Genomic DNA, 25857 nt, shown 5'->3' on the forward strand with positions numbered 1-25857 from the left:
AAATAAGAACGCGCTACGTTCCCCGGGCAAGAACAAGAGGAAGCGCCAATCGTGTATGACTTCATTATCGTGGGCGGCGGCTCGGCGGGGTCCGTGCTGGCCCACCGGCTCTCCGCTAGGAGCGCCAACAAGGTCCTGCTGTGCGAAGCCGGACAGGATACGCCGCCCGGCAACGAGCCGGCTGAAATTCGAGACAGCTATCCCGGCACAGCCTATTTCGATCCGCGCTTCCACTGGACCGAGCTGAAGGTCACGACCCAGGTCGTCAGCCACAACAATCCGAACGAGGCTCGTCCGCCGCTGCGCAAATACGAGCAGGCCCGCGTGCTTGGTGGCGGCTCTTCGATCAACGGCCAGATGGCCAACCGCGGCGCGCCGACCGACTACGACGAATGGGACGCGCGCGGCGCGGAGGGTTGGACGTGGAATGACGTGCTGCCCTTTTTCAAGAAGGTCGAGCGCGACCTCGATTTCGACGGTCCCTATCACGGCAAGGACGGCAAGATTCCGGTCCGCCGGATTCCGAGGGAGCACTGGACGAAGCACTCGCAGGCCTTTGCCGAGGCGTTTCAGCAGGCCGGCCACCGATTCCTGCCCGACCAGAACGGCGAGTTCGTCGACGGCTTCTTCCCGGTGACGCACTCCAACCAGGCCGAGCAGCGCGTCTCGGCCGCCATGGGTTATCTCGACCGCGACACCCGTAAGCGCGCCAATCTCACCATCTCCACCAACACGCAGGTGAAGGAGCTGCTGTTCGAAGGCACGCGATGCGTGGGCGTGAAGGCCGTTGTCGGCGGACGCGAGCAGGACTTCCGGGGACGCGAGATCATCCTCTCCAGCGGCGCGATCCATTCGCCCGCGCATCTGCTCCGCGCCGGCATCGGGCCCGTCGGCCACCTCAAGGATCTCGGCATTCCCGTGCTGATGGGTCTGCCGGGCGTCGGCCAGCGCCTGATGGATCATCCCTCGATCTCGCTGTCGTCCTTTGTCCGCCGCGGCGCGCGCATGAACGAGCACACCAGGCGCCACATGCAGCTGGGGCTGCGCTACTCGTCGGGGCTGCCTGATGTGCCGAAGGGCGACATGTTCGTCGTGCTGCTCTCCAAGTCGGCCTGGCATGCGGTCGGCGAGCAGATCGGCTCGCTGCTGACCTTCGTCAACAAGACCTATTCCGAAACCGGGCAGGTCAAGCTTGCCTCGCGCGATCCGTCCGCGGAGCCGCTCGTCGAGTTCAATTTGTTGTCAGACCGGCGCGATCTCGATCGGCTGATGAGCGGATTCCGCAAGATGGCTGCGGTCCAGATGAGCGACATCGTCAGGACAGTGACTGACAAGCCGTTCCCGGCCGCCTATACCGACAAGGTCCGCAAGATCGGGGTGGTCAATACCAAGAACAAGATCCTGACCAAGCTCGCCGCGGCCTTGATGGACGGGCCGGCCGCGCTGCGCCATTACATGATCGACAATTTCGTGGTCGAAGGTTTTACCTTCGATCAGGTCATGAACGACGACGATGCGCTGGAGGCCTTCGTGCGCAAGGCCACCATCGGCGTGTGGCACGCCTCCTGTTCATGCCGGATGGGCCGCGCTGACGATCCGATGGCGGTGGTCGACAACCAGGGCCGCGTCAAGGGCATCCAGGGCCTGCGCGTCGTCGACGCCTCGATCTTCCCGGTGGTGCCGTGCGCCAACACCAATTTCCCGGTGTTGATGTCTGCGGAGAAGATCGCGGCCGCGATCATGCAATAGGACCCCTACACCCGAAGCACCTTGCCGGGATTCATGATGTTCTGCGGATCGAGCGCGCGCTTGATGGTGCGCATGATGTCGAGCTCGGTCTTGGAACGGTAGTGGCTGAGTTCGTCGAGCTTGTCGATGCCGATGCCGTGCTCCGCCGAGATCGAGCCGTCCATGGAGGTGACGAGATCGTTCACGGCCCGCGTGATGGCGGCCTTGTATTGCGTCAGCGTCTGCTGATCCATGCCGACGGGCGCCATGAACGAAAAGTGCAGATTGCCGTCGCCGATATGCCCCAGCGGATAGGGCCGGATGGTCGGGAGGATCTCGAGCGCCGCCTTGAGCCCGAGGTCGATAAACTCGGGAATCCTGGAGATGGCCACCGAGATGTCGTAGCTGAGCCCCGGCCCCTCGGCGCGCGAGGCCTCCGCGACGCTTTCCCGGATCCGCCACATATTGCGCGACTGGCTTCCGGTCTGGGCGATCACCGCGTCGAGCACGCGTCCGGCCTCGAGCTGCTGGCTAAGAAATTGCTCCAGCTTCTCGGACATGCCCTCGGCGCCATCCCGGCGTGCGCGCGCCGACGACCATTCCATCAGGAGATACCATGGCGTCTCCGCCCTCAGCGGATCCTGCACGCCGGGTATGTGACGGAGCACCATGTCGATCGCGCTGCGGCTCATCAGCTCGCAGGAGCCGACATTGTCCTCGGATGCGCTATGGGCTTCCGACAGAATCTCCAGCGCCGCGCGCGGATCGCGGATCGCCAGCCACGCCGTGCAGACATCCTTCGGCGCGGGCCAGAGCTTGAGCACAGCTTTGGTGATGATGCCGAGCGTTCCCTCCGCGCCCATGAAGAGGTGCTTGAGGTCGTAGCCGGTATTGTCCTTCTTGAGCGCGCGCAATCCGTTCCAGACCTGGCCATTGGCCAAGACGACCTCGAGTCCCAGGACGAGATTGCGGGCATTGCCGTAGCGGAGCACCTGCACGCCGCCGGCATTGGTCGACAGATTGCCGCCGATCATGCATGAGCCCTGGGCGCCGAGGCTGAGGGGCAGGAACCTGTCGTGCCGGCTTGCTGTCTCTTGCAGGATCTGCAGCACGCAGCCGGCCTCGACCGTCATGGTGTAGCCGGTGGCATCGACCTCCAGCACGCGGTTCATGCGGCCGAGCGACAACACGATGCCGGTGTGCGCGGGCCAGGGCGTTGCGCCGCCCATCAGGCCGGTGTTGCCGCCCTGCGGCACGATCGCGATCCCATGCTCGTGGCAGAGCTTGACCACCTGCGCGACTTCCTCGGTGCTGCCGGGGCGGACGACGGCGCCGGCACCTCCAATCAGCAATCCGCGCCAATCCGTCACGAAGGGCTGCTTGCCATGTTCGTCCTCGATCAGGCCCTTCTCGCCCACGATCGCGCGCAGTGAATCGCGGACCTGGGCGGTGAGCGGAATGGTTGGAATGGTGGGTTCGGACGACGGGCCGGCAGCCGGCATTTGTTTCCCTTCTTGTTTCCCCTGGCGCATCTTGATGTGCACTGCGCACGCTGGCGTGCGTCAGGGCATTGTCCACGTTTGCGCCGTGGAGTCTAACGGCAATATGCCTCTTCCCCGGAGAGCCAGGCGGGCAGGGCGGCTCGCGCCGACGACCCTGTGGGGCTGTTTCGGATTTGCCGTTTGAGCGGCCGGACCGCCTGAGGCGCGTTCTGTCGGCAAGCGCATCGGGGCAGCCCGGAGTTTTACGGGTGTTTCTTAGGGTTTAGCGTCAATCACTGCGATCGCATTTAAGCGACATTAATGATGCCTTCTCGATATGAGACATCTGCATCATGTGAGGTTCCGGTTTGCGGAATGCCCGTAAGTGTTGATTAAGAGACCAATCGCCATATTCCGCCCGTGATGGGCGAGTGCCGGGATCGAACCGGGCAGCCTCTTCCGTCGATGTCACAGGGAAAGGACCGTTGCCGCCACGACGGCAGCCAGGATGAACCTCATGCTCCGCCGCGCAATGCTCTGTTTCGCGACAGACCGGAAGGCCAACGTCGCCATCATCTTCGCGCTGACGATGGTTCCCATCATCTTTCTCCTGGGCATGACGCTCGACTACACGCTGGCCTTGCGCAAGCGCGAGCAATTGAACGCAGCCGCCGACGCGGCTGCGATCGCTGCCGTGCGGCCCGCGATGCTGACGCAGACCACCAAGTCCGTCATCGAGAACACGGCGGCTGCCGTCTTTGCCGCGAAGGCGAACCTGCCCGGGTTGGCGGCCGTGCCGACGCCGACGATCACCGTCACCGATTCCGGTCTCTCGCGGACTATCACGGTCTCCTACACCGCAGAGTCCGTCAACAATTTCCCCGGCGTCCTCGGCAAGTCGACCTGGCAGGTGGCCGGTTCGGCAACGGCGAAGGCGTCCAGCGCCCCCAACATGAATTTCTATTTGCTGCTGGATGATTCCCCGTCAATGGCGTTGGCGGCGACCCAGAGCGACATCGACGCGATGGTTCTCGCCACGAAGAACCAGCCCAACTACGCGAAGAACTGTGCCTTCGCCTGCCACGAGGCGCATCCCAACAACGCAGCCCCGAGCTCGACGAACAAGGACAATCTCACGGTCGCGCGTGCGAACAACATCACGCTGCGGATCGATCTCGTGACGAATGCCGTCAAGCAATTGATGGTCGGACCCTGGTCGTGCCCGCAGTCGGGGACGTCGGGCGGCGTCATGCAGTGCATGTCGGCGCTCAACAACACGACCTACAAGGCCGCCATCTACACCTTCGACTACGCCTTGAATACGATCCAGACGCTGACCACCCCGACCACGGCCGGCACGCAGATCGGCAACATTCAGCTCCTGACGGTCGACCACCAGAACTGCCCGGTTCTCGACAGCAAGGGCGCCTGCACCTACACCACCGACTACGGCACCGACATCTCGAAGGGGCTGACCGACCTCAACGCCATCATGCCCAATCCCGGCGACGGTACCGCGGCCGGTACGCCGCAGGAGGTGGTCTTCCTCGTCACTGACGGCGTCGAGGACAAGTTGATCTCGAAGACGGGTGGCAGCTGCGATCCCAATGCCACCTATGCGCTGCCGGCGGCCAACTCGACGACTTTGCGATGCCAGCAACCGCTCAACACGGCGATCTGCGATACCATCAAGACTCGGAACATCCGCATCGCGATTCTCTACACCGAGTATCTGCAACTGCCGAGCGACGGCTGGTACACCAGCCGTATCTCGCAATTCAACAACCCGTCCTCGTCGACCGGCACGATCGCGCAACGGTTGAAATCCTGCGCGTCGCCGGGCCTGTACGCAAACGTTCAGAATGGCGGCGACATCAACCAGGCATTGACGGATCTGTTCATCAAGGTCGCGTCCAGCACGGCCAGCCTCGTGCAGTAAGGAAAAGAGGCCATGCTTGGATCAGCTTCGACAATGAAGAGACGCCGCAACCGTTGCGCCGCTTTTGCCGCGAATGACAGCGGAGCCACGGCCGTCGAGTTCGCGCTCGTCGCCGCGCCGTTTCTCGCGCTTGTCATCGCACTGATCCAGACCTTTCTGGTTTTCTTTGCCCAGCAGACGCTCGAATCTATCGTCCGCCAGTCGGCGCGTCTCGTGATGACCGGACAGGTTCAGTCTGCGAACATGTCGCAGGCCGTCTTCAAGCAGAAGGTCTGCGATCAGATCGTGATCCTCTTCAACTGCAGTGGCCTGATGGTCGACATGCAGGTGGCGACCACGTGGACAGCAGCGAACACGGCGATGCCGACCCTGACCTATGACGGCACGGGCAAGGTCTCCAATGTCTGGCAGTACGATCCGGGCCAGGCTGGCGATATCGTCGTGCTCCGCATCATGTACGAGTGGCCGGTCGTCCTCGGTCCGCTCGGTTTCAACCTGTCGAACCTCAGCAACGGCAACAGGCTGATCATGTCGTCCGCCGCGTTCCAGAACGAGCCAGGAGCTACCTGATGATCTCGGCCCTGTCATCTCGCGTCCGGCACCTGGTATCCGATGTCCGCGCCGTGGCAGCGACGGAGTTCGCGATCGTGACGCCGTTCATGCTGCTACTCTATATCGGCGGCGTCGAGCTCGGCACCGCGCTCTCCATGAACGTCAAGGTCAGTGCGACCGCGCATGCTGTCGCCGACATGATCACGCAGAACACGTCCGTTAGCCCGAGCCAAATGGACGGTATCCTCGCGGCTGCGACCGCCATCATGGCTCCATATCCCATCAAGAATGGTAGCAACTCGTTGATGACGATCACGGTCTCGGAAGTATCGACCGACAGCAGCGGCAACGCAACGGTGCAATGGAGCAAGTCGACCAGCGGGTCGGGGGCGAGAACGCCGGGGACCGCCATGACTTTGTCGTCCTTTACCGCGCCGGGCGGGACTACCAACGCTAAAATCTCGCTCATCCTGAGCGAGGTCTCCTACGATTACACGCCCAACCTCGGCTTCACCATCGCAGGCACGGTCAAACTGTCCGACAGCTACTATCTGTTCCCGCGCTGCTCGACCAACGCCTCGAGCTTTCCATATTACGACGTGAAGTATAAAACGACTTCTCCGACGTCGACCACCTGCACATGCGTCCAGCATTTGCAGCAGAAGACCTGTTAGCCTCGCGGGAGCGAGGTTGATCGATCGGGGATGGTGCCGGGCGGCACGTCGGTCTCTTCGAGCAGTTCATTACGCCAGAGCAGGGGCTTGCAGGCGGGGACGTCTGCGTACAGGCGCGCGCCTGCAATCGTTCCGGCGCGCTCGGCGAGGGGGGCTGGGTTACGGTAGCCCGCATTGCTTTACGACGTCGAAGCAGGCATTGATGGCGATAGCCGCGCTGGGAGGGGGCGCTACGGGCGACCGCGGACCACCCCTGACGCGCTCGACGCAACCGCCCGAGGATGTCCTGCAATCACCCGGGCCAAGAACATGAGGAACGCGATGGGTAGAGAATCCCATCGACCAGCCCCGAGGATATCCAAGCCATGACCCAGGCACCTGCCATCAGTCGCTTCCCCGTCCCTGATCTCGCCGACATGCCGGACGACATCCGGGCCCGTATCCTGGCCGTCCAGGAGAAGTCCGGCTTCATTCCGAACGTCTTTCTCGTGCTCGCGCACCGGCCGGTCGAATTTCGCGCATTCTTTGCCTACCATGATGCGCTGATGGACAAGCCCGGCAATCTCACCAAGGCCGAGCGGGAAATGATCGTGGTTGCGACCAGCAACCTCAATCAATGCCAATATTGCGTCATCGCGCATGGCGCGATCCTGCGCATCCGCGCAAAGAATCCGCTGATCGCGGATCAGGTCGCGGTCAACTACCGCAAGGCCGACATCACGGACCGGCAAAAGGCGATGCTCGATTTCGCCGTGCGCGTCTCGACCGAGGCCTATGAGGTTTCCGAATCCGATTTCGCCACGCTGAAATCGCACGGCTTCACCGAAGAGGACATCTGGGACATTGCCGCGATCACGGCTTTCTTCGGCCTGTCCAACCGGCTCGCCAACGTCACCAGTATGCGGCCGAACGCAGAGTTCTACAGCATGGGACGCGGCTGACGGAGTTCGCTCATTCACGATCGGGCGGTTCGTGCGACTTAGGCGTTTCGACGAATCCGGAAGTTGATCTTGCTCGATCGGCGTCTTGATTGAGAGAGGTGAAGAGATGACAGACTTCGTAACGCCGCAAGAGATGGCGGAGATGATACCCTCGGGGTGCAAGCTCGGTCTGGCGCCTGACGATTACGCTGCGTCCCCCGGAATGATTCGGCTGCTGATCGATCGCGGCGTTCGCGATCTCCATGTAGTGTGTGCGCCGATCGGGGGCATGCAAGTCGATATGCTGATCGGCGCCGGCGCCGTGACGACGCTGGAGACCAGCGCCGTCAGTCTCGGCGAAGCCGGCGGCGCACCCTGTTTCAGCCGGGCCGTCCGCGACGGGTCCATTCGCCTGCGCGATGCGACCTGTCCCGCGGTGTTCGCAGGCCTGACGGCCGCCGAGAAGGGCGTGCCGTTCATGCCGATCCGCGGCATCATCGGCAGTGACGTCCTCAAGAAGCGGGACGACTGGAAGGTGACGTCGAATCCGTTCGATGACGGCGAGAAGATCGTCGTGGTCTCGGCGATCCAGCCTGACATTGCCTTGTTTCATGCCCCTGAAGCGGACCGGTTCGGCAACGTTCGGCTGGGGCGCCGGCGCGAAACCATGCTGCTGGCGCACGCCTCGAAGAAGGCGTTCGTGACCGTCGAGCGCATCTCCGAGACGTCACTGCTCGAGGACGAGAAAATGGCCGCGGGCGTCCTGCCTGCAATCTATGTGAGTGCGGTGGCGCAGTTGAAGAACGGCGGGTGGCCCACGGGGCTTTACGCCGAGTATCCCAGGGATGGGCGGGAAGTCGAGAAATACGCGCGCGCGGCGCGCTCGCCGGAGGGGTTCCAGGCCTATATCCGGGGTTCAAGGAGCGCGGCATGACCGAGGCGTGCACCAGCCGCGAGCTGATGATCCATACGATCTCGCGGCTGCTGAAGGGCGTGCGGCATGTTGCGGTCGGTCAATCCTCGCCGATGCCGGCGGCCGGTGCGATGCTGTTGCGTGCGCTCAACGAGCGTGACGGAGCGGGGCGCGTGCAGCTCTCGATCCTCGGATCGGTCAAGCACAATTCCTTCACCGGTGGTGCCGAGGAGTTGTTCGATTGTGCCGCGCAGGGGCGCCTGGATGCCTTCTTTCTCGGCGGCGGCCAGATCGACGGCCAGGGCAATGTCAATCTCGTAGGCACCGGCGACTACCCGAACAATCCGGTCAGGTGGCCCGGCTCGTTCGGCTCCGCCTATCTGTACTTCCTCGTTCCGCGGGTCATCCTGTTCCGCGAGGAGCACAGCCTGCGGTCCCTGGTAGAGCGCGTGGACTTCGTGTCTGCGCCTGGGGTCACCGACGAGACGGTCTATCGGCGCGGCGGCCCGCATGCGCTGCTGACCAACGCGGCGCTATTCTCCTTCGACCGGGAGGCGGGGCGCTTTCGCCTCGAGAGCACGCATCCCGGCTATGGTTGGCGCGACATTCGCGGCACGACGGGCTTTGCCTACGACAACGAGCAATGCGAGGTCACGACGCCGTCGCCGGACGACGCGACGCTGGCCTTGATCCGGGGACGGATCCGCGAGGAGCTGCGCGAATGCTATCCGCAGTTCGCGGGCAACATGCCGGGTCCGGGGTAGGGGATCGCGCCTGCACTCTGCGGTCGGGTTAGGGCGCGTACTCATGAACATTCGTCGATATCTGCCTCGCGTCGATACTGCCGTCCTCATGCAATTGCGGCAGATGTCGTGAAGGGCCACACCTGATTTGGACCGAGAGGCGAAACGCCGCACTTGACGAGTAGGGAAGAGTTGCGTCCTCCGTCTGCCTACGCCGCTTGCGCCATCGCGGCTTGAGGTTTCGATTGCCGCGACAGCGCCAGCACGATCAACGCGGCGAACACGCAGAGTGCGCCGGCGATGAAGAACGCGGGCAGGTAGCTCTGATAGACCGTCCGCGAGAAGCCTGCCCCGAAAGCCGCCGCGCCGGCGCCGAGCTGATGGCCGGCAAAAATCCAGCCAAACACCAGATTGGCGCGCTCGGGCCCGAATTTCTGCGCGGTGAGACGCACTGTCGGCGGCACCGTCGCGATCCAGTCGAGACCGTAGAACATCGCGAAGATCGAGAGGCCATAGAACGAGAAATCGCTGAACGGCAGGAAGTTCAGCGAGAGCCCGCGTAGCCCGTAGTACCAGAACAGCAGATAGCGGTTGTCGTAGCGGTCCGACAGCCAGCCCGACATGATGGTGCCGAAGAAATCGAAGATGCCCATCGCCGCGAGCAGGCTTGCGGCCTGCACCTGCGGGATGCCGAAATCGAGGCACATCGGGATCAGGTGCACCTGGACGAGGCCGTTGGTCGAGGCGCCGCAGACGAAGAAGGTCGCGAACAGGATCCAGAACGCGGTCGACTTCGAGGCGTCGCGCAGCGTGCCGAGCGCCACGCCTGTGATCGAGCCGTGGCTGACGGGCGGTGCGGGCAGGGGTGTCGTGCCTTCGTCGCCGAACGGACGCTGGCCGACATCGCTCGGCCGATCGCGCATCGCGAGCAGCACTGCCAGCGCGGAGACGCCCAGCATGATGCAGACGAAGCCGAGCGCGAGCCGCCAGCCGTAACGTTCGGTCAGGCTTGCCAGCAGCGGCAGGAACACGAGCTGGCCGGTGGCGACGCTCGCAGTCATGATGCCGACGACGAGGCCGCGCCTTGCTGCGAACCAGCGCGTGGCGATGGTCGCACCCAGCACCAGGGCGGTCATGCCGGTGCCGATGCCGATCACCACGCCCCAGAGCGCGATGAGCTGCCATACCTCGGTCATGCCGAGGGAGGCTACCAGCGCCGAGACGACGATCAGCTGCGCGGTCAGCGTGACGTTGCGCAGGCCATAGCGGTTGAGCAGGGCGGCCGCGAACGGGGCCATCAGCCCGAACAGGATGAAGCGGATCGACAGCGCGGAAGAAATCTCCGCCGTGCTCCAGCCGAACTCCTTTTGCAGGGGAACGATGAAGACGCCGGGCGCGCCGACCGTGCCGGCGCTGATCAGCGCGGCGAGGAAGGTCACGCCGACCATCACCCAGCCGTAATGGACGTTGCGGCGGGACAATGCTGCCGCGAGCCAGTTCGAGATCATTGGGCCTCAATCTTTTTGGCGGGCCCCTGGAGACCCGCATCACGGTTGCAATCTGGCACAAGGAATGGAAGTCTAAAATGACAGACTTCCCTCAATTTCGGACATCATTGATCAGCGGGCCGACCGCTCGACGGCGATGGCCGTGGCTTCACCGCCGCCGATGCACAGCGCGGCGATGCCGCGCTTGAGGTTCTGCGCCTCGAGCGCATGCAGCAGCGTCACGATCAGCCGTGCGCCGGTGGCGCCGATCGGGTGGCCGAGCGCACATGCGCCGCCATTGACGTTGAGCTTCTCGCGGGGAATGCCGAGATCGCGTTGCGCCGCCATCGCCACCACGGCGAAGGCCTCGTTGATCTCGAACAGGTCGACGTCGGACGCAGCCCAGCCGACCTTGTCGAGCAGCTTGCGGATCGCCGGGATCGGCGCCGTGGTGAACCATTGCGGCTCCTGGCTGTGCGTGGCGTGGCCCTTGATCTCGGCGAGAACGGGAAGGCCGCTCCGGTCGGCGAGCGAACGCTTCGTCAGCACCAGCGCAGCCGCACCGTCGGCATTGGCGGAAGAGGCCGCCGGCGTGATCGTACCGTTGGCGCGGAACGCCGGCTTCAGGCCCGGGATCTTGGCCGGATCGACCTTCAGTGGATGCTCGTCATTGGCAACGATGCGGGGACCTGCCTTTTCGGCGAGCGTGATCGGCGCAATCTCGGCCTGGAACGCGCCGCCATCGACCGCCTTGCGGGCGCGGCTGAGCGTCTCCATGGCGTAAGCGTCCTGGTCCTTGCGCGTGAACTGATAGGCCTCCGCCGTTGCTTCGCCAAAATCACCCATGGAACGGCCGGACTCGTAGGCGTCCTCCAGCCCGTCCATCATCATGTGGTCGATGATGCGGTCATGGCCGACGCGATAGCCGCCGCGGGCCTTGGCCAGCAGGTACGGCGCGTTGCTCATGCTCTCCATGCCGCCGGAGACGACGATCTGGGCCGAGCCGGCGCGGATGATGTCGTGCGCCAGCATGGTCGCCTTCATGCCGGAGCCGCACACCTTGTTGACGGTGGTCGCGCCGGTGGCATCGGGAAGACCCGCGGTACGTGCAGCCTGGCGTGCCGGCGCCTGGCCTTGGCCGGCCGGCAGCACGCAGCCCATGAAGACTTCGTCGATCTTGTCGGGCGAGAGTTTTGCGCGCTCCAGCGCAGCGCCGATCACGTGTGAGCCAAGCTTGTGCGCGGGGAGTGGGGACAATTCGCCCATGAAGCGGCCGAGTGGGGTGCGGGCGGCGGAGACGATGACGACGGGATCGGCAGCTTCGGCCATGATGGAACTCCCTGGCGATGGCGGGTAAGATTATGATCATCATATTATGCAGTGCAAAAAATGCAACCGCGGCGAGGATGAGAAATTGTCGTGGTGAGATGAGATTTATTGCGGCGGCTGCTGCTGCGTCCGGGGCACGGAAGCCTGCATCCTACCGCTTCCGGTTCACAAACGCGCCCATCAAGCGCGTCGGCTCGTCCGTCAGGAACGACTCGCCGAACACCTTCACGCTCAAATTCACGGACTCGGTGAGCGGCAGCTCCTCCCATTGCCGCAGCAGGGCCTTCTGCGAGCGCAGCGCCTCGGGGCCGCATTCCAGCAAAGCCTTCACCAGGTGCTCGATCTCCGCATCCAGCCCGCCCTCCGGCGCGACCTTGTCGACCAGTCCCCAGGCGAGCGCAGTCGGCGCGTCGATGTTCTCCGCCGTCATCACCAGCCAGCGCGCGCGGGCCCAGCCGATCAGGCGCGGCAGCAGCGCCGCATGGATCACCGACGGAATGCCGACACGCACCTCGGGCATGCCGAAATGGGCATCATGCGCGGCGATGCGGAAATCGCAGGCCGCGGCGACCTCGAGGCCGCCGCCGAGGCACCAGCCGGGCATCCGTGCGATCACGGGCGCCGGGAATTGGCGCACGGCCTCGCAGAGATCGCGCAGGCGGCTGATGAAGGCTTCGGCCGATGCCTGGTCGAGCTTGGCCATCTCCTTGATGTCGGCACCGCCGATCATGCTCTTCTCGCTCTGGCCGCGCAGCACCACGACGCGAATGCTGCGGTCGGGCGCGAGCTGCTGCAAGCCTTCGCGCACGGCATTGGTCACCGCTGAGCCGAGAATGTTGAGCGGGCCGGCGTTGCAGATCGCGACATGGACGACGCCGCGCGCATCGCGCGTCACGCCGCAATGGTGGTTGAGCATTTCCATCGTGGGATCTCGATTGGCTTTCGTAGGCGCGCAAGGCGCACTGGTCGGAGATTACTTCCGGGCCGAAGCGTCCTGCTTGTCAAGCGGGCAGGCGAGGTGGAGTTGCCAGCGCGAAGTCCGCGACATAGTATGACGCGTGTCATTCAAAGGGGCGGCCATGACCGACATCGAACAACTCGACCTGTTTTCGCCGGCACAGCGGCGTGAGCGCGTGGTGGACTGGCAGATGCCCGCCCCGGTCGCGAGAGCGGCCATGGGGTTGTCCGGCATGGATGCCATGCTGGGGATTCGCGACGGCCGGCTGCCGCCGCCGCCTTTCGCGAAACTGATCGGCTTCACCATGGCGATGGTCGAGCCGGGCCGGATCGTCATGGAACTAGAGCCGCGCGAGGATCTCGAAAATACCATCGGTCTTCTCCACGGCGCGACCGCCGCGGCGCTGCTCGATACCGCGATGGGCTGTGCCATTTCGACCCGGCTCGCGGCCGGGCAGGGTTCGGTGACCTTGGAGTTGAAGCTGGCCTTCCTGCGTCCGCTCTCGGTTCGTTCCGGGCTGATTTCGGCCGAAGGTAAAGTGATCAAGCTCGGGCGGCAGACCAGCTACACCGAAGGCTTCGTCCGGGACGGCAAGGGCGCCCTTGCGGTGCACGCAACTGCAACGTTTTCGATGATCGGCGGCAACTTAACATGAATTAATGCACCTAATTCGTCATTTGCGTGTTATGAGATGACCTTCGACATCCAATGAGACCAGCATGCGCTATTCCCCGGAACACAAGCAGGAAACCCACGACCGCATCGTGAGGAAGGCCTCCACGCGGTTGCGTGAAAAGGGCGCCCACGGCATTGGCGTCGCCGACCTCATGAAGGAGGCCGGCCTGACCCATGGCGGCTTCTACGCGCATTTCGATTCCCGCGAGGCGCTGGTAATCGAGGCGTTCGGTTATGCGATGGACCGCTCGATGGAGCACTGGCGCCAGATCACCGACGAGGTCTCGCCGGACAAGCGGCTGGCGCTGGTCGCAGAGGCCTACCTCTCCACGCTGCATCGCGACAATCCCGGCCATGGCTGCTCGATTCCCGCATTGGGCGCCGAGATTGCCCGCGAGAGCCCCAAGGCGCGCAAGGCGTTCGCCGGCAAGCTCGACGAGATGATCGAGCAACTGACGGACTACATCCCGAACATGCCGCGCAAGGCGGCGCGAAAGCAGGCGATCGCGACGCTGGCGACGATGGCCGGCACCATGCTGCTGGCCCGCATCGCGGGGTCAAGCGAGCTGTCGGACGAGGTGTTGAAGGCGGGCAGGGACAGTACGCTCGAGGGCGCGAAGCGCGAGCCGAAAGTGGCGGCGAAGAAGGCAAAGAACTAGGCGCGTTGCGCATCCTGCGAGACCGGTGCTACCGCCCCGCAAACAGCGCCCGCTCGCGCTCCACGATCTCACTGACGTAATCCGCCACCGCGCGGATGCGCGCCAGATCCTTGCTGTCGGCGTGCATCAGCATCCAGAACGTCCGCGTGATCGCGATCTCATCGGGCAGCACTGGGACGAGTTGCGGGTAGTCGCTCGCCATGAAGTGGGGCAGCACGGCGATACCGAAACCTGAGAGCGTGGCATTGAGCTGGGCGATCAGATTGGCGCTGCGAAAGCGCGCGGAGATCCGCGGCGACACCTGCGGCAGATAATCGAGCTCCGGCGTGAACAGCAGCTCCTCGATGTAACCGACGAAGCGATGCTGCGGCAGCACCTCGCGCGAGGTGATTTTCGGGAAGCGGTCGAGATAGGCGGGGGCCGCATAGAGGCCGAGGCGGTAGTCGAGCAGCTTGCGGCCGACGATGCGGCCTTCCTTCGGCATGGTCAGACTGATGGCGATATCGGCCTCGCGCTTGGAGAGACTGAATAGTCGCGCGGTGGCCACAAGTTGCAGGTCGAGATCGGGATACCGGTCGGCGAAGGGCGCCAGCCGCGGCGCCAGGAACGCGGTGCCGAAGCCATCGGGCGCGCCGATCCGCACCGTGCCGGTCAGCCGCGCCACCGAGCCGCCGACCTGCTCCTGGTTGGCGACGATGGTCGATTCCATCGCTTCCGCGCTGTCGGCGACGCGCTGGCCGGCCTCGGTGAGGAGGTAGCCGGTCTTGCGCCGGTCAAACAATTTCGCCGAGAGGTGCTTTTCCAGCCGGTCGACACGACGGATCACCGTGGCATGGTCGACGCCGAGCTGTTTTGCCGCAGCCGAGACCGAGCCGCCCCGCACGATGGCCAGCACGAAGCGAAAGTCGTCCCAATCGATAGCGCCTTGATCCAGCATTTTCGCACATCTATGGTGCATTATCTCAGACTTGAATCCTATAAAATGCAGGTCAATAGGATTTGTCAAAGCGTTCAAGCTCGGACCTCAGGAGATCATTCCATGCGCTCAATCGGACATTTCATCGGTGGCAAGGAGGTCAAGGGCACCTCAAACCGCACCGCCGACGTCTTCGAGCCGATGACCGGCGACGTCCAGGCCAAGGTGGCGCTGGCGTCCAAGGCCGAGGTCCGCGCCGCCGTCGAGAACGCGCGCGCCGCGCAGCCCGAATGGGCCGCGACCAACCCGCAGCGCCGCGCCCGCGTCATGTCGAAATTCGTCGAGCTGGTGCAGCGCGACTACGACAAGCTCGCCGAGCTGCTGGCGCGCGAGCACGGCAAGACCGTACCCGACGCCAAGGGCGACATCCAGCGTGGCCTCGAAGTCGCCGAGTTCGCCTGCGGCATTCCGCATCTGATGAAGGGCGAGTACACCGAAGGCGCAGGCCCTGGCATCGACATCTATTCGATGCGCCAGCCGCTCGGTGTCGTCGCCGGCATCACGCCGTTCAACTTCCCCGCGATGATCCCGATGTGGAAGTTCGCGCCCGCGATCGCCTGCGGCAACGCCTTCATCCTCAAGCCTTCGGAGCGCGATCCCGGCGTGCCGATGCTGCTCGCTGAACTCATGATCGAGGCGGGCCTGCCCGCCGGCATCCTCAACGTCGTCAACGGCGACAAGGAGGCGGTCGACGCCATCCTGGACGATCCCGATATCAAGGCCGTCGGCTTCGTCGGCTCGACGCCGATCGCGCAGTACATCTATGAGCGCGCGGCGCAAACCGGCAAGCGCTGCCAGTGCTTCGGCGGCGCCAAGAACCACGCCATCATCATGCCCGACGCCGACATGGACCAGGCGGTCGACGCGCTGATCGGTGCCGGCTACGGCTCGGCCGGCGAGCGCTGCATGGCCGTCTCGGTTGCCGTGCCCGTCGGCAAGTCCACTGCCGACCGGCTGATGGAAAAGCTGATCCCGCGCGTCGAAAGCCTCAAGATCGGCACCTCGATCGATCCGTCGGCCGATTACGGCCCGCTGGTCACGCGCGAGGCGGTCGAGAAGGTCAAAGGCTATATCGACATCGGCATCAAGGAAGGCGCGACGCTCGCCGTCGACGGCCGCGGCTTCAAGATGCAGGGCTACGAGAAAGGCTTCTATCTCGGCGGTTCGCTGTTCGACAACGTCACCAAGGACATGCGGATCTACAAGGAAGAGATCTTTGGCCCCGTGCTCTCGGTCGTGCGCGCGCATGACTACAAGGAAGCGCTGGCGCTGCCGTCGGACCATGACTACGGCAACGGCGTTGCCATCTTCACCCGCGACGGCGATGCCGCGCGCGACTTCGCGGCCAAGGTCAATGTCGGCATGGTCGGCATCAACGTGCCGATCCCGGTGCCGATCGCCTATTACACCTTCGGCGGCTGGAAGAAGTCGGGCTTCGGCGATCTCAACCAGCACGGCCCGGACTCCATTCGCTTCTACACCAAGACCAAGACGGTAACGTCGCGCTGGCCGTCCGGCGTCAAGGAAGGCGCGGAGTTCTCGATCCCGCTGATGAAGTAATCCTTTCAGGAGCGAGGCCGGGGATGCAGTTCGCTCTGAACGAGGATCAGATCGCATTTCGCGACATGGCGCTGGCGTTTGCGGCGGAGAAAATCGCGCCGCACGCGCTGCGCTGGGACGAGGAAAAGCATTTCCCCGTCGAGGTCATGCGCGAGGCGGCAACGCTCGGCATGGGCGGCATCTACATTCGCGACGATGTCGGGGGATCCGCGATGACGCGGTTCGATGCGGCGCTGATCTTCGAGGCGCTGGCGACGGGCTGCCCGACCACGTCCGCCTTTATCTCCATCCACAACATGGCGTCCTGGATGATCGATGCCTATGGCAGCGACACCCAGCGCCATCAATGGCTGCCGAAGCTCTGCACCATGGAGCTGATCGCGAGCTACTGCCTGACTGAGCCGGGCGCCGGCTCCGACGCGGCAGCTCTGCGCACCCGCGCCGTGCGCGACGGCGCTCATTACGTCCTCAACGGCCAGAAGCAGTTCATTTCCGGCGCCGGCGGTACCGACCTCTTGGTCGCGATGGTGCGCACCGGCGGCGACGGTCCCGGTGGCATCTCGACGCTCGTGATCGACGGCAAGACGCCGGGCGTCTCCTTCGGCGCCAATGAGCGCAAGATGGGCTGGAATGCGCAGCCGACCCGTGCGGTGATGTTCGAGAACGCCCGCGTGCCCGTCGCCAACCGGCTGAGCGAGGAGGGCATCGGTTTCAAGATCGCGATGGCCGGCCTCGACGGCGGCCGCCTCAACATCACGGCGTGCTCGCTCGGCGGTGCCCAGACCGCGCTCGACAAGGCGCGCGCCTACATGAAGGAGCGCAAGGCGTTCGGAAAGCGCCTCGACGAATTCCAGGCGCTGCAATTCCGCCTAGCCGACATGGCAATCGAGCTCGAGGCCGCGCGTACCTTCCTGTGGCGCGCCGCCGCGGCGCTCGACCGCAAGGACCCCGATGCCACCATGCTGTGCGCGATGGCAAAGCGCTTCGGCACCGACGTCGGCTTCGAGGTCGCCAACCACGCGCTGCAGCTTCACGGCGGCTATGGTTACCTCAGCGAGTACGGCATCGAGAAGATCGTGCGCGATCTTCGCGTGCACCAGATTCTCGAAGGCACCAACGAAATCATGCGGCTGATCGTGGCGCGCAAGCTGATCGAGGGCGCGCGATGAGCGAAGCGGAGGAGGGCGATCTCGTCGCCCGCGTCGAGGGTGCGGCCGGCATCATCAGGCTGAACCGTCCGAAGGCCATCAATGCCGTGACGCTGGAGATGTTTCGCGACGTCGACAAGGCGCTCGACCGTTTCGAGGCCGATCCTGCCGTTGCCGTGATCGTGCTGGAAGGTGCCGGCGAGCGCGGCCTCTGCGCGGGCGGCGACATCCGCACGCTCTGGGAAAGCTCGAAGGTCAACGGCGACCTCGGCAAGATCCTGTGGCGCGAGGAGTACATCCTCAACGCCCGCATCAAGAAGTTTCCGAAGCCGTATGTCGCCTTCATGGACGGCATCGTGATGGGCGGCGGCGTCGGCCTGTCGGCCCATGCCAGCCATCGCGTCGTCACGGATCGCACCAAGCTGGCGATGCCCGAAGTTGGCCTCGGCTTCTTCCCCGATGTCGGCGGCACCTATCTCTTGTCGCGTTCGCCGGGCGAGGTCGGCACCTATTTCGGACTGACCGGCCAGACCATGAACGGGCCGGACGCGATCCATGCGAAGTTCGCCGATTGGGTCGTGCCGGCTTCGAGATTGCCGGAGCTGCGCGAGGCGCTGACGAAAGTCCGCTCCGGTGCGACCGCAGCGGACGTCAGCAAGCTCATCGACGGCTTTGCGACCGGCGAGAGCACGGGGCCGGTGGCCGCAAAGGAGCCTGTTATCGATGCCTTGTTCGGCTTCGACCGCATGGAGGACATCTTTGCGGCGCTGAAGCGCGATGGCTCCGACTTTGCGCTGGCCACGCTGAAGACGCTGAGCGAGAAATCGCCGCGCGGCATGGTGGTGACGCTGAAGCTGTTGCGGCTCGCGCGCGCTTCATCGAGCCTGGAGGAGTGTCTGGTGCGCGAATACCGCGCTGCCCTGGAAGTCTTCCGCAGCGATGATTTTCGCGAGGGCGTGCGTGCGGCGGTGATCGACAAGGATCGCAATCCGACGTGGTCGCCGCGAGCAATCGAGGATGTGACGCCGCAGATGCTGGCGCCGTATCTTGCCGAGATCGGCGCGGATGAGCTGAAGTTTACCTAACAACGCGACAGCGGAGGAAACGACAATGGCCACGATCGCATTCATTGGTCTGGGCAACATGGGCGGCCCGATGGCGGCTAACCTCGTGAAGGCCGGCCACAAGGTGGTGGCGTTCGATCTCGTCGAGGCCTCGCGTGCGCAAGCCAAGGCCGACGGCGCGGGCATCGCCGACAGCGCGCCCGCCGCGGTGAAGGGCGCCGATGTGGTCGTCACCATGCTCCCCGCCGGCAAGCACGTGCTCGGCGTCTGGAACGAGGTCGTGCCCGCCATGGCCAAGGGCGCGCTGATCATCGACAGCTCCACCATCGATGTCGAGAGCGCGAGGGCCGCGCATGCGTTGGCTGCCAAGAGCGGCGTGCTGTCGGTCGATGCGCCGGTCTCCGGCGGCACCGGCGGCGCCAAGGGCGCGACGCTCACCTTCATGTGCGGAGGCGAGGACAAGGCATTCGCCGCGGCCAAGCCGGTGCTGGAAAACATGGGCAAGAAGATCGTGCATTGCGGCGGGGCCGGTGCAGGGCAGGCGGCCAAAATCTGCAACAACATGATCCTCGGCATTTCCATGATCGCGGTCAGCGAGGCCTTTGCGTTGGCTGAGAAGCTCGGGCTCTCGCATCAGGCGCTGTTCGACGTCGCATCGACTTCCTCAGGCCAGTGCTGGTCGCTGACGACCTATTGCCCGGTGCCCGGCCCGGTGCCGACCTCGCCCGCGAACAACGACTACAAGCCGGGCTTTGCCTCGGCGCTGATGGTGAAGGATCTGACGCTGGCGCAGGACGCCGCCAAGGCCGCGGGTGCCGCGACGCCGCTCGGCAAGCACGCGCAGGAGATCTATCAGTCTTTCGACGCAGCCGGCCAGGGTGGGGTGGATTTTTCCGGAATTATCAAGCACGTTCGCAGCCTCGCTGGAAAATAGCGAAGCTTCGTAGCCCGGATGGAGCGAAGCGAAATCCGGGACAATTCCCTCGACTGGCGCGACCGGCCCCGGATTGCGCTTCGCTCCATCCGGGCTACGCTCGAACGCTCATTCGACGGGCCCGGATCATGACGACATTTTTGGACGCACGCGCGTTTCTGCTGGACCACCGCACGGATTACGAGGCCGCGGTCAAAGGTTTCCGCTGGCCGGATCCGGTTCCCTTCAACTGGGCGCTCGACTGGTTCGACGCCGAGCTGGCGGCGAATGCGGAGAGCAGGGACCGCCCCGCGCTCTGGATCGTCGATGCCGCGCAGGACAAGCAGACCAAGCTGTCGTTCGCGGCGCTTTCCAAGCGCTCGAACCAGGTCGCGAAATTCCTTCGTGCGCAGGGCCTGAAACGTGGCGATCATCTTCTGTTGCTGCTCGGCAATGTGGTTCCGCTGTGGGAGACGATGCTGGCGGCGATGAAGCTCGGCGTCGTCGTAATTCCCGCAACGACGCTGCTCACCGCGGACGAGCTGCGCGATCGTCTCGATCGCGGCAAGGCGAGGGCCGTGGTGGCCGCCGAGGATCAGGTTGCGAAATTCGCAGGCCTTGGCGCGGAGAACATCGTTCGCATCATGGTCGGCGGCGCCTCCGACGGATGGCTCGCTTACGACGAAGCCGCGAAGGCCTCCGAAAGTTTTGCGGCGGACGGCCCGACCAACGCCGACGACCCGATGCTGCTCTATTTCACCTCGGGCACGACGGCAAAACCAAAGCTCGTCCGGCACAGCCAGCGCAGCTATCCCGTCGGGCATCTGTCGACCATGTACTGGATCGGGCTGAAGCCCGGTGACGTCCATCTTAACATTTCCTCGCCCGGCTGGGCCAAGCATGCCTGGAGCTGCTTCTTTGCGCCGTGGAACGCGGGCGCCACCGTGTTCGTGGTCAACCAGCCGCGCTTCGACGCGAAAGCCCTGCTCGCCACCATCGGCCGCTGCGGCGTCACCACGCTATGCGCGCCGCCGACGGTGTGGCGCTTGTTCATCCAGGAGAACCTTGCCTCGTTCAAGGTCGCGCTTCGCGAGGTCTGCGGCGCCGGCGAGCCGCTTAACCCGGAAGTGATCGACCAGGTGCGGGCGGCCTGGGGTCTCACCATCCGCGACGGATATGGCCAGACCGAAACCACTGCGCTGGCCGGCAACTCGCCGGGGCAAAAGATCAAGGTCGGCTCGATGGGCCGGCCGCTGCCGGGTTATCGCGTGCAGATCAGCGATGCCGACGGCCAGCCTGCCAGAGAAGGCGAGGTCACGCTGGTGCTCGGCGCTGACCGTCCCGCCGGCCTGATGCAGGGTTACCAGGGTGCCGATGGCCAACTGTCCGGCGCCGAGGGTGAGCTCTACCGCAGCGGCGACGTCGTGTTCGAGGACGACGAGGGCTATCTCACCTTCGTCGGCCGTTCCGACGACGTCTTTAAATCGTCGGACTATCGCATCAGCCCGTTCGAGCTCGAGAGCGTGCTGCTGGAGCACGAGCTCGTTGCGGAAGCCGCTGTCGTGCCGAGCCCGGATCCGATCCGCCTTGCCGTCCCCAAGGCGTTCGTGCTGCTGACCTCCGGCGCAGACCGAACGCCGGAGACGGCGCTCTCGATCTTCCGGCATCTGCACACGCGGCTTGCCCCGTTCAAACGCATTCGCCGCCTCGAAATCGTCACCGAGCTGCCAAAGACGATCTCTGGCAAAATCCGCCGCGTGCAGCTACGACGGCTCGAACGCGACGACGATCGCGAGGATCCCCTGCGTGGCCGGGAATTCCGCGAGGAGGATTTTCCGGAGTTGTCGAAAACACGGAGTGAGAGCTAAGTGAACCAAATCTGGAAGTCGCCGCCGATCACGCTCGAGGCCTATCAGGCCCTGGTCGGCAAGGAGATCGGCGTGTCGTCGTGGCATCTGATCGACCAGCCCCGCATCGACACCTATGCCGACGTGACCGAGGATCACCAGTTCATCCACGTCGATCCCGAGCGCGCCAAGAAGGAAACGGCGTTTGGCACCACCATCGCGCACGGCTTCCTGACGATGTCGATGTTGTCGGTAATGTCCTATGAAGTGATGCCGGCGATTGCGGGCACCACGATGGGTGTCAATTACGGTTTCGACAAGCTGCGCTTCATCTCGCCGGTGCGCTCGGGCAAGCGTATCCGCGGACGCTTCGTGCTGGCGGAAGCCAAGCTGCGCAAGCCGAACGAGCTGCAGTCCCGCACCAATGTCACGGTCGAGATCGAAGGCGAAGACAAGCCGGCGCTGGTCGCGGACTGGCTGGGGTTGATCTATTTCGCGTAGGGCGGCACGGGCTTGACCCGGCCACCTATCGCTGCTCAAAAGCTGACCCGAAGCGCGGTGTAACCCTCTCCCCCTGTGGGAGAGGGTGGCTTCGCGGAGCGAAGCCGGGTGAGGGGTATCTCTCCGCGGACTCGCCTGTAGCGACAACCCCTCATCCGGCGCCGTAGCCGACGCTACGCGTCGGCGTCCATTTTAGGTACGGCGGCCGCTTGCCGCCTATGCCACCTTCTCCCACAAGGGGAGAAGGAAGAAGAAGCAGGAACTGCATCATGGCAATCAGGTTCGACGGACGCGTCGCCATCGTCACCGGCGCGGGCAATGGTCTCGGCAAGGCGCATGCGCTTGGGCTGGCCAGCCGCGGCGCCAAGGTCGTGGTCAACGATTTCGGCGGCGCGCGCGATGGCACTGGCGGCTCGCTGTCACCGGCGGAGGCCGTGGTCGAGGAGATCCGCAAGGCCGGCGGCACCGCGATGGCCGACGGCGCCGACGTCTCGAATTTCGAGCAGGTCACCGCCATGGTCGAGCGCGCCACCAAGGAATGGGGCAGCGTCGACCTCTTGTGCGCCAATGCCGGCATCTTGCGCGACAAGTCGTTCGGCAAGATGGATGCGGCCGATTTCCAGAAAGTGCTGGACGTGCATCTCGTCGGCACCTTCTATTGCTGCAAGGCGGCCTGGGCCGGCATGCGCGACCGCAGCTACGGCCGCATCGTGCTGACGACCTCGTCCTCCGGACTCTACGGCAATTTCGGCCAGGCCAATTACGGCGCGGCGAAATCCGGCATGGTCGGCCTGATGAACGTGCTCGCCGAGGAAGGCCGCAAGAACGACATCCGCGTCAACATCATCTCGCCGACGGCGGCGACCCGCATGACCGAAGAGCTGCTGCCGCCGCAGGCGCTGCAGCTGATGAAGCCGAACGCGATCACGCCGGCGGTCGAGTATATGCTCAGCGAGGACGCGCCGACCCGCACCATCATGGGCGCTGGCGCCGGCTCGTTCGCCGTGATCAAGATCATGGAGAGCGAAGGCATCAACCTGCCGGAATCCGATTGGACCCCGGACGCGGTCGCCGCGCATTTCGGTGAGATCAGCGACATGTCGAAGGCCAAGGCGCTCACGGGCGCATTCGAGCAGACGCAGAAATATGTGGCGCAGGCCGCGGCACGGGCGGGGATCAAGCTCTGAGTTGTCCTTCCGGGTTCGCGCCAAGTGGCGCGCCCCAGAATGACGAGCTAGGCGCGAGAATCTGCCTTAAACTCCAGCCATGACCTCAACCGACTCCCGCATCGCAATCATCGGCGCCGGCCCTGCCGGCTTGATGGCGGCGGAAGTGCTGGCGCAGGGCGGCGCCCGCGTCACCGTGTACGACGCGATGCCGTCGGCGGGCCGGAAATTCCTGATGGCGGGCCGGGGCGGGCTCAATCTCACCCACAGCGAGCCACTGCCGCAGTTCATGGCGCGCTATCGCGAGGCAGCGCCGAAGCTGCAAGCCGCGATCGAGGCATTTTCGCCCGAGGCGTTGCGGGCGTGGAGCGAAGCCTTGGGCGAGCCGACCTTTGTCGGCACCAGCGGCCGGGTGTTTCCAAAAGCGTTCAAGGCCTCCCCCCTGTTGCGCGCCTGGCTGCGGAGACTTGCAGCGAGCGGCGTATCGTTTGCGTTCCGTCATCGCTGGACGGGCTGGGACGGCGAGGGGCGTCTGGTGTTTCGAGCGCCGGATGGCGAGGCGGCTGTCGTTGCCAACGCCACGGTCCTCGCGCTCGGCGGCGCGAGCTGGCCGCGGCTCGGCTCAGATGGCGGCTGGGTCGAGTTCCTCGGTGCCAAGGGCGTCGCCATCTCAAAGCTGCGGCCCGCCAATTCCGGCTTCACGGTGGCCTGGTCAGATGTGTTCCGCGATCGTTTCGAGGGACAGCCGCTCAAGGGCGTGGCGTTGACAGTCGGTGCGCATACGGTGCGCGGAGAAGCCACGATCACGCGCAGCGGTATCGAGGGCGGCGCCATCTATGCGCTGTCGGCGGAGCTGCGCGAGGCGGTGCTTGGGCTGGGGCAGGCAACGCTGATGATCGCGTTGCGGCCCGACCTCGACACGGCTGCGCTGACGACGCGACTCTCAGGCGTGCGCGGCAAGCAATCGCTGGCGAACTTTTTGCGCAAGGCGGCGCAAGTGCCGCCTGTCGGCATCGGCCTGATGCAGGAGGCCGCCATCGCCTCCGGCCGGCCGCTGGCCGCGTTCTCGCCGGCCGAGCTCGCAAAGCTGATCAACGCCATTCCAGTTCAGCTCACCGGCGTCGCCCCGATCGAGCGCGCGATCTCGACCGCGGGCGGGATCACGTTCGAAGAGCTCGACGATCACTTCATGCTGCGCAAGCTGCCAGGCGTGTTCACCGCCGGCGAGATGCTGGACTGGGAGGCGCCAACCGGCGGCTATCTGCTGCAGGCCTCGTTTGCGACCGGGGCCGCGGCGGGCAGGGGTGTATTGGGTTGGCTCAGCCAATTATCGCCGTGACCTTCCCGGTTATGACGTGCCGGTTCGGGTGATGAGGCTGGTGAGGAGTGCCAGCACGCCGAAGCTTGCCGCCACCGCGCAGACCATCGTCCAGCCGCCGTAGCTCCAGCCCAGCGATGCCGCCGCCCCGCCGACACCACCGCCAATAAAAAACAGCGCGACGAACAGGCCGTTCATGCGGCCGCGGGCTTCCGGACGCAAAAGGTTGATGGCGCGGCGGCCCAGCGTCTGGTCTGTGGTGATGCCGACGTCGAGCAGGATGGTGCCGAGGCTCAGCACGAGCAGGCCGGCGATGCGGGATTCCAGCATGCCCGCCCATGCGCAAAGTGCGAGCGAGCCGATGATGAGCAAATGTGCCGCGAAGAACATCGGACGTGCCCGGCCCTTGTCGCCCCATCGGCCGGCCATCGGTGTCGCCGCGGCGCCCGCGACGCCGATCAGCGCGAACGCCGCAATTCCCCGGGCGTCGAGGTTGAACGGTGCCTCCGGCAGCCGCAGCGCGACCGCCGACCAGAAGGCCGTGAAGGAGGCCATGACGAGGGAGGCCGTCCAGGCGCGTACGCGCAGCACGGGCTCTTCGCGCAGCAGCCGTGGAAAGGAAAGGAGCAATTCGGCGTAGCTCGCGCGTGCCGAGGGTTGAAGAGTGGGAAGGTAACGGGCGAGCGCGCCGGCAAGCAGCGCCATCAGAGCGGCCGAGACGACGTAATAAGCCCGCCAGCTCCAGAGATCAGCGATCAGGCTCGCCGCAGGCCGTGACAACAGAATACCGATCATCAATCCGCCCATGACCTCGCCGATGGCCCCGCCACGACGATCCGGCGCCACCATGGATGCGACCAACGGAACCATCATCTGGATTGCAGCGCAGGAGGCGCCGAGGATGAAAGTCGCGAGCAGTAGAAGTATCGGCGTTGGCGCGAACGCCGTCGCAAGCGCTGCAAGGATGGCGCAGCCCAGCGTCCGCAGGATGACAAGCCGGTTCTCGACAAGATCGACCAGTGGCACGAGCAGCAGCAGGCCGAGGGCATAGCCGAACAGGGTCAGCGTGCCGATCAGGCCAGCCTGCCAGGCGGGCATGAACAAAGACTGGCCGATCAGGCCGAGCAGGATCTGCGGTGCGAACAGATTGGTGACGACGACACCGGCGGTGATCGCGCCGAGCCAGATCAGGGGCCGCTCGGCAAGCTGGTTTCGAGACTCAGGCGTTGTCGTTTCGGAAGCGGTCATGGGCCCTCGCAGTCGTGGTGCGGAGACCCTTTAAGCGGCACTATCAATATGCTACAAT

Annotated in this window: 23 protein-coding genes; 17 read left to right on the top strand and 6 right to left on the bottom strand. The window is 64.7% G+C overall.

Features of this window, described 5'->3' with window-relative positions; translation table 11 throughout:
- Positions 1-51: 51 nt before the first annotated feature.
- Positions 52-1749, top strand: a complete 1698-nt coding sequence (locus tag AC0WRY_RS14250) for a GMC family oxidoreductase (protein ID WP_491123263.1) — start codon at positions 52-54, stop codon at positions 1747-1749.
- A gap of 5 nt (positions 1750-1754) precedes the next feature.
- On the opposite strand, the gene AC0WRY_RS14255 is transcribed toward AC0WRY_RS14250, so the two are convergent.
- Positions 1755-3230 (bottom strand): FAD-binding oxidoreductase, encoded by a 1476-nt coding sequence (locus AC0WRY_RS14255; protein ID WP_491123264.1) that lies wholly within the window; start codon positions 3228-3230, stop codon positions 1755-1757.
- Between the two features lie 496 nt (positions 3231-3726).
- Here AC0WRY_RS14255 and AC0WRY_RS14260 point away from each other — a divergent pair, with 496 nt between their 5' ends.
- The 6 genes from AC0WRY_RS14260 to AC0WRY_RS14285 all read left to right on the top strand — a co-directional run bounded on the left by AC0WRY_RS14260 (position 3727) and on the right by AC0WRY_RS14285 (position 8971).
- Positions 3727-5148 carry a TadE/TadG family type IV pilus assembly protein gene (locus AC0WRY_RS14260; RefSeq protein WP_491123265.1) on the top strand — a complete coding sequence of 474 codons (1422 nt, stop codon included), beginning with the start codon at positions 3727-3729 and terminating at the stop codon, positions 5146-5148.
- 33 nt (positions 5149-5181) lie between these two features.
- Positions 5182-5718, top strand: coding sequence for a TadE/TadG family type IV pilus assembly protein (locus tag AC0WRY_RS14265; RefSeq protein WP_249132198.1), 537 nt, complete (start codon positions 5182-5184; stop codon positions 5716-5718).
- On the top strand, positions 5718-6374 hold the full coding sequence (locus tag AC0WRY_RS14270) for a TadE/TadG family type IV pilus assembly protein (protein ID WP_211418084.1): 657 nt from the start codon (positions 5718-5720) through the stop codon (positions 6372-6374). The genes AC0WRY_RS14265 and AC0WRY_RS14270 overlap by 1 nt, the downstream gene beginning before the upstream one ends.
- A gap of 365 nt (positions 6375-6739) precedes the next feature.
- A complete protein-coding gene (locus AC0WRY_RS14275) occupies positions 6740-7315 on the top strand; it encodes a peroxidase-related enzyme (protein ID WP_491123266.1) in 576 nt (191 codons plus the stop codon).
- Positions 7316-7421: 106 nt separating this feature from the next.
- Positions 7422-8228, top strand: coding sequence for a CoA transferase subunit A (locus AC0WRY_RS14280; protein WP_491123267.1), 807 nt, complete (start codon positions 7422-7424; stop codon positions 8226-8228).
- Positions 8225-8971 carry a CoA-transferase gene (locus tag AC0WRY_RS14285; protein WP_491123268.1) on the top strand — a complete coding sequence of 249 codons (747 nt, stop codon included), beginning with the start codon at positions 8225-8227 and terminating at the stop codon, positions 8969-8971. Before AC0WRY_RS14280 ends, AC0WRY_RS14285 begins: the two co-directional genes overlap by 4 nt.
- A gap of 188 nt (positions 8972-9159) precedes the next feature.
- Here AC0WRY_RS14285 and AC0WRY_RS14290 read toward each other — a convergent pair whose 3' ends face one another.
- The 3 genes from AC0WRY_RS14290 to AC0WRY_RS14300 all read right to left on the bottom strand — a co-directional run bounded on the left by AC0WRY_RS14290 (position 9160) and on the right by AC0WRY_RS14300 (position 12688).
- Positions 9160-10458 (bottom strand): MFS transporter, encoded by a 1299-nt coding sequence (locus AC0WRY_RS14290; protein ID WP_194407587.1) that lies wholly within the window; start codon positions 10456-10458, stop codon positions 9160-9162.
- Positions 10459-10569: 111 nt separating this feature from the next.
- Positions 10570-11766, bottom strand: coding sequence for an acetyl-CoA C-acyltransferase (locus tag AC0WRY_RS14295; RefSeq protein WP_194407588.1), 1197 nt, complete (start codon positions 11764-11766; stop codon positions 10570-10572).
- A 151-nt stretch (positions 11767-11917) separates the two neighbouring features.
- Positions 11918-12688: an enoyl-CoA hydratase gene (locus tag AC0WRY_RS14300; protein ID WP_194407589.1), complete on the bottom strand. Its 771-nt coding sequence runs from the start codon at positions 12686-12688 to the stop codon at positions 11918-11920.
- Positions 12689-12845: 157 nt separating this feature from the next.
- On the opposite strand from AC0WRY_RS14300, the gene AC0WRY_RS14305 reads away from it, so the two are divergent.
- Both AC0WRY_RS14305 and AC0WRY_RS14310 read left to right on the top strand, forming a co-directional pair.
- Entirely contained in the window at positions 12846-13379 is a 534-nt protein-coding gene (locus AC0WRY_RS14305) for a PaaI family thioesterase (protein ID WP_194407590.1), read from the top strand.
- Between the two features lie 64 nt (positions 13380-13443).
- Positions 13444-14058 (top strand): TetR/AcrR family transcriptional regulator, encoded by a 615-nt coding sequence (locus tag AC0WRY_RS14310; protein ID WP_194407591.1) that lies wholly within the window; start codon positions 13444-13446, stop codon positions 14056-14058.
- Between the two features lie 28 nt (positions 14059-14086).
- Here the strand turns inward: AC0WRY_RS14310 and AC0WRY_RS14315 are convergent, their stop codons facing one another.
- Positions 14087-14995 (bottom strand): LysR family transcriptional regulator, encoded by a 909-nt coding sequence (locus AC0WRY_RS14315; protein WP_194407592.1) that lies wholly within the window; start codon positions 14993-14995, stop codon positions 14087-14089.
- Between the two features lie 102 nt (positions 14996-15097).
- Between AC0WRY_RS14315 and AC0WRY_RS14320 the strand changes: the two genes are divergently transcribed.
- From AC0WRY_RS14320 to AC0WRY_RS14355, 8 genes are all read left to right on the top strand, one after another.
- Positions 15098-16594 carry a CoA-acylating methylmalonate-semialdehyde dehydrogenase gene (locus AC0WRY_RS14320; RefSeq protein WP_194407593.1) on the top strand — a complete coding sequence of 499 codons (1497 nt, stop codon included), beginning with the start codon at positions 15098-15100 and terminating at the stop codon, positions 16592-16594.
- Between the two features lie 23 nt (positions 16595-16617).
- A complete protein-coding gene (locus tag AC0WRY_RS14325) occupies positions 16618-17763 on the top strand; it encodes an isobutyryl-CoA dehydrogenase (RefSeq protein ID WP_194407594.1) in 1146 nt (381 codons plus the stop codon).
- Positions 17760-18827, top strand: coding sequence for an enoyl-CoA hydratase/isomerase family protein (locus tag AC0WRY_RS14330; RefSeq protein ID WP_194407595.1), 1068 nt, complete (start codon positions 17760-17762; stop codon positions 18825-18827). Before AC0WRY_RS14325 ends, AC0WRY_RS14330 begins: the two co-directional genes overlap by 4 nt.
- Positions 18828-18852: 25 nt before the next feature.
- Entirely contained in the window at positions 18853-19740 is an 888-nt protein-coding gene (gene mmsB, locus AC0WRY_RS14335) for a 3-hydroxyisobutyrate dehydrogenase (RefSeq protein ID WP_194407596.1), read from the top strand.
- Positions 19741-19868: 128 nt separating this feature from the next.
- On the top strand, positions 19869-21587 hold the full coding sequence (locus tag AC0WRY_RS14340) for an AMP-binding protein (protein ID WP_491123269.1): 1719 nt from the start codon (positions 19869-19871) through the stop codon (positions 21585-21587).
- Complete coding sequence (locus AC0WRY_RS14345) at positions 21588-22067, top strand: MaoC family dehydratase (protein ID WP_194407598.1); 480 nt, start codon at positions 21588-21590, stop codon at positions 22065-22067.
- 269 nt (positions 22068-22336) lie between these two features.
- Positions 22337-23254 (top strand): SDR family NAD(P)-dependent oxidoreductase, encoded by a 918-nt coding sequence (locus AC0WRY_RS14350; protein WP_194407599.1) that lies wholly within the window; start codon positions 22337-22339, stop codon positions 23252-23254.
- 133 nt (positions 23255-23387) lie between these two features.
- Entirely contained in the window at positions 23388-24572 is a 1185-nt protein-coding gene (locus AC0WRY_RS14355) for a TIGR03862 family flavoprotein (protein ID WP_246776503.1), read from the top strand.
- A gap of 9 nt (positions 24573-24581) precedes the next feature.
- Here AC0WRY_RS14355 and AC0WRY_RS14360 read toward each other — a convergent pair whose 3' ends face one another.
- Positions 24582-25799, bottom strand: a complete 1218-nt coding sequence (locus tag AC0WRY_RS14360; protein WP_194407601.1) for an MFS transporter — start codon at positions 25797-25799, stop codon at positions 24582-24584.
- Between the last annotated feature and the right edge of the window lie 58 nt (positions 25800-25857).

This window comes from Bradyrhizobium sp. T-12 (genome assembly GCF_058314695.1).

Excerpts from the sequence above, each read along its gene's own strand:
- AC0WRY_RS14295 (WP_194407588.1), bottom strand. The coding sequence starts at position 11,766 with ATGGCCGAAGCTGCCGATCCCGTCGTCATCGTCTCCGCCGCCCGCACC.
- mmsB (WP_194407596.1), top strand. The coding sequence starts at position 18,853 with ATGGCCACGATCGCATTCATTGGTCTGGGCAACATGGGCGGCCCGATG.
- AC0WRY_RS14270 (WP_211418084.1), top strand. The coding sequence starts at position 5,718 with ATGATCTCGGCCCTGTCATCTCGCGTCCGGCACCTGGTATCCGATGTC.
- AC0WRY_RS14360 (WP_194407601.1), bottom strand. The coding sequence starts at position 25,799 with ATGACCGCTTCCGAAACGACAACGCCTGAGTCTCGAAACCAGCTTGCC.
- AC0WRY_RS14315 (WP_194407592.1), bottom strand. The coding sequence starts at position 14,995 with ATGCTGGATCAAGGCGCTATCGATTGGGACGACTTTCGCTTCGTGCTG.
- AC0WRY_RS14260 (WP_491123265.1), top strand. The coding sequence starts at position 3,727 with ATGCTCCGCCGCGCAATGCTCTGTTTCGCGACAGACCGGAAGGCCAAC.
- AC0WRY_RS14320 (WP_194407593.1), top strand. The coding sequence starts at position 15,098 with ATGCGCTCAATCGGACATTTCATCGGTGGCAAGGAGGTCAAGGGCACC.
- AC0WRY_RS14325 (WP_194407594.1), top strand. The coding sequence starts at position 16,618 with ATGCAGTTCGCTCTGAACGAGGATCAGATCGCATTTCGCGACATGGCG.
- AC0WRY_RS14310 (WP_194407591.1), top strand. The coding sequence starts at position 13,444 with ATGCGCTATTCCCCGGAACACAAGCAGGAAACCCACGACCGCATCGTG.
- AC0WRY_RS14300 (WP_194407589.1), bottom strand. The coding sequence starts at position 12,688 with ATGGAAATGCTCAACCACCATTGCGGCGTGACGCGCGATGCGCGCGGC.
- AC0WRY_RS14285 (WP_491123268.1), top strand. The coding sequence starts at position 8,225 with ATGACCGAGGCGTGCACCAGCCGCGAGCTGATGATCCATACGATCTCG.
- AC0WRY_RS14280 (WP_491123267.1), top strand. The coding sequence starts at position 7,422 with ATGACAGACTTCGTAACGCCGCAAGAGATGGCGGAGATGATACCCTCG.
- AC0WRY_RS14305 (WP_194407590.1), top strand. The coding sequence starts at position 12,846 with ATGACCGACATCGAACAACTCGACCTGTTTTCGCCGGCACAGCGGCGT.
- AC0WRY_RS14265 (WP_249132198.1), top strand. The coding sequence starts at position 5,182 with ATGAAGAGACGCCGCAACCGTTGCGCCGCTTTTGCCGCGAATGACAGC.
- AC0WRY_RS14275 (WP_491123266.1), top strand. The coding sequence starts at position 6,740 with ATGACCCAGGCACCTGCCATCAGTCGCTTCCCCGTCCCTGATCTCGCC.
- AC0WRY_RS14330 (WP_194407595.1), top strand. The coding sequence starts at position 17,760 with ATGAGCGAAGCGGAGGAGGGCGATCTCGTCGCCCGCGTCGAGGGTGCG.
- AC0WRY_RS14350 (WP_194407599.1), top strand. The coding sequence starts at position 22,337 with ATGGCAATCAGGTTCGACGGACGCGTCGCCATCGTCACCGGCGCGGGC.
- AC0WRY_RS14290 (WP_194407587.1), bottom strand. The coding sequence starts at position 10,458 with ATGATCTCGAACTGGCTCGCGGCAGCATTGTCCCGCCGCAACGTCCAT.
- AC0WRY_RS14340 (WP_491123269.1), top strand. The coding sequence starts at position 19,869 with ATGACGACATTTTTGGACGCACGCGCGTTTCTGCTGGACCACCGCACG.
- AC0WRY_RS14255 (WP_491123264.1), bottom strand. The coding sequence starts at position 3,230 with ATGCCGGCTGCCGGCCCGTCGTCCGAACCCACCATTCCAACCATTCCG.
- AC0WRY_RS14355 (WP_246776503.1), top strand. The coding sequence starts at position 23,388 with ATGGCGGCGGAAGTGCTGGCGCAGGGCGGCGCCCGCGTCACCGTGTAC.